The sequence below is a fragment of the Mucilaginibacter sp. genome (assembly GCF_035492695.1).
GTDB lineage: Bacteria > Bacteroidota > Bacteroidia > Sphingobacteriales > Sphingobacteriaceae > Mucilaginibacter.
On the sequence record NZ_DATJJC010000001.1, the window covers coordinates 1 to 5,416 of the forward strand.

Here is a 5,416-nt window from a genome sequence, read left to right on the forward strand (position 1 = left end):
AGGTTGAAGCTGCCTACAGTATAGCTAAACTCGCCTTTGTTTTGACCGGTAGGCTTTTTGGTGACTACATTGTACAAACCGCTCGGATCGCCGTTTGAAAGCATAAAACCAGCCGGACCTTTTACAAACTCAATATGGTCAACAAAACTCATATCTTCAGTAAGCGGACCCCAGTACGAACTAACAACATTAAAGCCGTTGCGAAAAGCCTGTACCTGCGATCCGCGCATTTTGATGTTGGCATACAGGTCGCCCCAGTGCTCTGACCGTATGGCACCGCTTATGTTACGGATAACGCCGTCGCTCATGCCGGTGATCTGTTGCTCTTTAAGCGACTGACCTGAAATAACCTGGATATTTTGAGGTACCTCTAACAATGGCTCCTGCAAACGCAGCGATTGCGATGGGTTATCCATCTTAATCCCATTGGTACGGGCGTTAACCTTCACTTCTTCCAATTGGGCATTGTTGATGTTAAGTACAAAGTTGGCAACGGTATTTTTACCGACAGCAATAGTTACTTCTTTTTCTTGCGAAATGATGTTTACGGCTGTTACGCTAATGGTATATGTGCCCGGAATAATACGATTGATGCTGAAGTGGCCCTTATCAGTAGTTGATGCGCCGTATGAAGTACCTTTAAGCGTAACGGATACATAAGCAACAGGTTCGCCATTTGTTGCGGTAATAACCCCGCTCAGGCTACCATGCTGTTGCTGTGCAAATGCCGTGGGTATAAAGAAAAGTGTAAGGAAAAGTAGATATAGTTTTTTCATTATTATATTTAATTAGATTGATTCTAAACAGCGACAAAGTAAAGGCAAAAAACTTTATGAGCCAAATATTTTTAGAATGATTTTAAATAAGATGCTATTGTTTTGTTTATCAGTATATTGTGTTGTGGTTTTGGTCGATATTGCTCGAAATTTTATTTATTTGAGTGGCTGATACGATACTTGTTGTAGTTTTACAGTTAGACTTAACCAAATATTTTGCAGATGACCGAACAAACAGACGTGTTACTTAATAAACTAAAAGCCGAATTAATATCATTCAAAGACGTGATTGAATTTATCGAGGCCCGATATCAGCATACTCCAACCGCTTTCAGAAATGGCGAGGCCTATAATGAAGCTACCCAAAACCAGGGCAGCGCCAAGGTGTTTTCGTTCGCGAAGCTGAACCACCTGAGCAAAGGCGATACGCTATACTTATTTGCCGAACATTACAAAGCTGTTTTAAACACACCTGAAGGCACAGACCACCAAAACATACGCCAGTTTATGGCACATGGCTGGGACGGTATTTCTTTTGAAGGACAAGCCTTGGCGGCTAAATAAACATCCGTTTAAATAAAGCTTATGTTAGCAGCAGGATAAATAAAAAATCCCCCAAATGGTTTGGGGGATTTTTTGTTAGTATATGATGGATGATTATTCGAAATTTCACTTCCTCGCTTTATTCATCTCATAACTGTCCTTCATCACGTCATCGTTGATCTCTTTTCCGCGTTTCGGCCTCTGGTCGGTGTTATCACCGCACCAGTGAGTTAAGTGGTGCGGTGATAACACCGACCACAAGCTAAATGATTATTCCAAATTTCACTTCCTCGCTTTATTCATCTCATAACTGTCCTTCATCACCGCATCGTTAATTTCTTTTACGCGTTGCGGGTCCATTTTTTCGACGGCGCGGTCATAGGTAAGAAGGCCGTTTACTTCGTGCTCCACATCGGTGGTTTGGGTGTAGATGGCTACGCTTAACCCACGATATTTCATAAGCTGGTCTACACGCTGCAGCAGCAGCACATAGCGGTCTGTAAGTGCGTTTTTGGTGGGTTGGTAGTCGTACGCATTGTTTTCAACCGGCCACATATGTCCCATCACAAATAAACCGACACCGCCAAACTCGCCCAATGAGGCTGCCCTGGTGCTGTCAGGCTTTGAAGCGCCGTTGGGGCCGATATAAATATGGGTGTCGACGTAATCGCCGTTTTTAGGGTCGCCATAAGCTTTTTGGTAACCGGGGTTATTGTTAAAGCCAGAGTTGCCATTTACCAATCGCGACGGGTCATATTTTTTAACCCAATCGGTGATCTCTTTTACGTCGAAGGCGCCCCAGTTTTCGTTAAATGGTACCCATGTAATAATGGATGGCGAGTTATAATGATCGTCCATGATAGCCTTCAACTCCTTACGGAACATACTGCGGTGGCGGGTAGTATCCTCATTTTGGTACCAGGCAGCCGGCATATCCTGCCAAACAAATAGTCCCATTTTATCGCACCAGTAATAAAAGCGTTGCGGCTCTGTTTTCATGTGTTTCCTGATGAGGTTAAAGCCGGCTTTTTTGGTAAATTGAATATCAAACTTCAGGGCTTCCTCGGTGGGTTCGGTCAATACGCCATCGGGCCAGTAACCCTGATCCAGCAGACCAAGCTGCATGATAAATTTGCCATTTACCAGCGGGCGATTTACCCCGTTCAGTTTGCCCAGTTTAATATCGCGCATGCCGAAATAGCTTTTCACCTCGTCGGCCACACTGCCATCGGCGTTATAAAGCGTCAGTTTCAAATCGTACAAAAACGGATTGTCAGGCGACCATAGCTCAGGCTTATCGATCGGAATGTAAAATGAAGAACCGGCTGCCGACTTAGCCTCACCCGCTACTTTTTTGCCGTTAAATGCAACAGCCTCCACTTTACCATTACCATTACTGTTTACCAAAACTTTTAGTCGGTGGCCGTCAACATCAGGCAGTAAGCGGATGTTTTTAATATAATTAGCGCTAACCGGTTCCAGCCATACGGTTTGCCAGATGCCCGATGAAAAAGTATAATCGCCCCGCGGTCCGTTTTTGCCTGAAGGGGTTGTGCCATCGTTGAGGTCATGAGCCGCAATGGTTAGCGTGTTTGTACCTTTGGTCAGGAAAGCGGTAATATCGAAGCTAAAAGAATCATAGCCACCAGAGTGAGTACCCGCTTTTTTGCCGTTTACAAATACGGTAGCGTCATGGTCGACAGCGCCAAAGTTCAGGATAATATGTTTGCCCTTCCAACCGGCAGGAACCTCAAACGTGCGGCGGTACCACATATTGATCTCCTGTGCCCGCTGAATACCTGATAAGTAAGATTCCGGGCAATAGGGCACCAAAATCTTTTCTTTCACCCCATTGAATGATGCCGCTGTTTGCGGATGTAACGCATCGGGAGCGGTTTTGCCGCCGATGTAATCCCATTTGCCGTTTAGGCACAGCCAGTTGTCGCGTTCCAGTTGCGGGCGCGGGTATTCTGACAATGGTGTTTCAGCATGTCGGGCGGCTTCTGTCCATGGCGTTGGCAATTTGGCTTCCTGGGCACGGCTGCTTAAGCACGAAAATAATAAAACAACAGGGAGAATGGTTTTGTAGCTGAAGTTCATTGAGTAAATGGTTTATGTATGATTTTGCGGTGCTGAAGATAATCAAAATCTTGTATATACCTGTGCCGTCAACCTTTACCTCTTGAGTGTTCGAAAGATTTATGAAAATAAGAGGCGTAGTTAACACCAAGACTTACTTGATTACAAGCGCGACGCTTGCGGGAGCGGTTTTGTGAAATTTACTAAGTGATCCAAAAACAGACGTAAAAGTCAGAAAAAGGTGATCCAAAGTGATCCACTTTTTGTGGATTATGTTAGTAAGTAATTGATTTAAAATGTGTTGTATTTTATGGGTGATCCAAGATCCAAACTGATACACTTTATTCACGTGGATCACACGCATCATCTACTGTCCAACCGATACCGAATTTAGCTTACGAATACCCTTTTCAACCAGCATGGCGCCAATTTGATTGACCATGTTAACCGATGCCTCGATCTCGTCTTTTCTGATGGCTACGCTTTCAATGTTGAACCCAAAAGGTATACCACGCTCTGAGCAGAACGCGGTGAGGTGTGTTGCGATATCCATGCAAATATTAACAGATTTTTCAAGCATGTTTTCGGCGTTTCGCAGCTCTTCTTTCATATCTTCAGGGATGTGAATGCCCAGCCACTCCATAAAGGTCAGTGTTTTTGCTGAGCCGCAGGCTGTAAGCGTAAATATGATGGTCGGGAATGGCGCATTTTCTTTGTTGCAGGTGTTGCTAAGGTCTTCAATAACCTGTTTGGCATACGCAATATTAAAAACGCATTGTGAGATGAAATAAGAAACACCACAGGCCACTTTGTCCAGTATGCGCTTGTCTTCGTCCTTTAACACGGCATGTCTTTCAGGAATGGTAACCGCACCAATTGCCGATGTGTCTTTGTGCTTGCTCCAAAGTCGATAAGCTTCAGGCAAACTGGTTTTAACCGGAAAGTCGGGCGCGGGGACGCCCACAAATACCGGATAAAAGTTAAGCTGATGCAAGTGATCCAGCCAATCAGAAAGCTCATCCTTTGAAAACTTACCCGCCGGTCGATAAATGATCTTCGGAACTTTTAAATCCTGCAGATATTGGCTCGCAAACTCAAATGGGTCCAATGCCTTTAAAAAAGGGAAGGGGCGCTCTTCTGAGGTACGCGCTGCTTCATCCTGCACGTCATAAACAATAAGCGCGTCAATATCTAAAGGAATAAGCCTGGCGATGGTTCTTTCGGCTATTTCAGTAACGCGCTCGATGCTTGTTTCTGACTTAGGCGGCGTAATACCATATATCAAAATGCCGGACTCGCCGGACTGGATCTTATTTAAGAACATAAAATATTAAAATTTCCCCGAAGCTAAACGCTTCTAATATCTTCTCTGTAATAGTTTGTGGTGTAAAATTATATAAATAATAACTGCGGGCAATAGCGCCCGCAGTTTTATCTGCTAAATAATGCCTTCAACGCTTATTTGTTCGCGCGCCTGGCGGGCGGCTGCTACCATGTTTTCTAACGCTGCTTTGGTTTCGGGCCACTTGCGGGTTTTTAACCCACAGTCAGGATTTACCCAAAGATTTTGCGTCGGCAGTAAATCGGCAGCTTTTGCTAATAGCGAGACCATTTCTTCCGTCGTTGGCACACGCGGCGAGTGGATATCGTATACACCCGGGCCAATCTCATTAGGATATTCAAAATGAGCAAAGGCATGCAGCAACTCCATTTGCGAACGTGAGGTTTCTATGGTGATTACATCAGCGTCCATTGCAGCAATGTGTTCAATGATATCATTAAACTCGCTATAGCACATATGGGTATGGATCTGTGTTTTGTCCTCAACGCCACTTGCCGTTACCCGGAAGGCTTTCACCGCCCAATCCAGGTAATGTGGTCGTTTTGCTTTGCGCAGCGGCAAACCCTCGCGAATAGCTGCCTCGTCAATCTGAATAATACCTAAACCGGCTTGCTCTAAAGCCACCACCTCATCACGAATAGCTAATGCTATCTGGTTCGTAGTCACCTCACGCGGC

4 protein-coding genes and 1 pseudogene are annotated in these 5,416 nt (G+C 44.8%); 1 reads left to right on the plus strand and 4 read right to left on the minus strand.

From position 1 onward, the window contains the following. Window positions 1-776: TonB-dependent receptor (locus tag VL525_RS00005; protein ID WP_325381990.1), on the minus strand; the 776-nt coding region annotated here is incomplete at its 3' end. A gap of 222 nt (window positions 777-998) precedes the next feature. On the opposite strand from VL525_RS00005, the gene VL525_RS00010 reads away from it, so the two are divergent. After that, the gene (locus tag VL525_RS00010) at window positions 999-1,340 is read left to right on the plus strand and encodes a HopJ type III effector protein (protein WP_325381992.1); all 342 of its coding nucleotides are present in this window, start codon (window positions 999-1,001) and stop codon (window positions 1,338-1,340) included. A 261-nt stretch (window positions 1,341-1,601) separates the two neighbouring features. Here the strand turns inward: VL525_RS00010 and VL525_RS00015 are convergent, their stop codons facing one another. The 3 genes and pseudogenes from VL525_RS00015 to VL525_RS00025 all read right to left on the minus strand — a co-directional run. After that, window positions 1,602-3,419: a glycoside hydrolase family 2 protein gene (locus VL525_RS00015; RefSeq protein ID WP_325381994.1), complete on the minus strand. Its 1,818-nt coding sequence runs from the start codon at window positions 3,417-3,419 to the stop codon at window positions 1,602-1,604. A 346-nt stretch (window positions 3,420-3,765) separates the two neighbouring features. Then, on the minus strand, window positions 3,766-4,722 hold the full coding sequence (locus VL525_RS00020; protein ID WP_325381996.1) for a hypothetical protein: 957 nt from the start codon (window positions 4,720-4,722) through the stop codon (window positions 3,766-3,768). 114 nt (window positions 4,723-4,836) lie between these two features. Beyond that, window positions 4,837-5,416 (minus strand): annotated as a pseudogene (locus VL525_RS00025) (5-methyltetrahydropteroyltriglutamate--homocysteine S-methyltransferase); the annotation flags it as partial.

What these genes read in the sequence shown, in the direction of transcription:
- VL525_RS00015 (WP_325381994.1), bottom strand. Translation starts at nt 3,419, where the DNA reads ATGAACTTCAGCTACAAAACCATTCTCCCTGTTGTTTTATTATTTTCG.
- VL525_RS00020 (WP_325381996.1), bottom strand. Translation starts at nt 4,722, where the DNA reads ATGTTCTTAAATAAGATCCAGTCCGGCGAGTCCGGCATTTTGATATAT.
- VL525_RS00010 (WP_325381992.1), top strand. Translation starts at nt 999, where the DNA reads ATGACCGAACAAACAGACGTGTTACTTAATAAACTAAAAGCCGAATTA.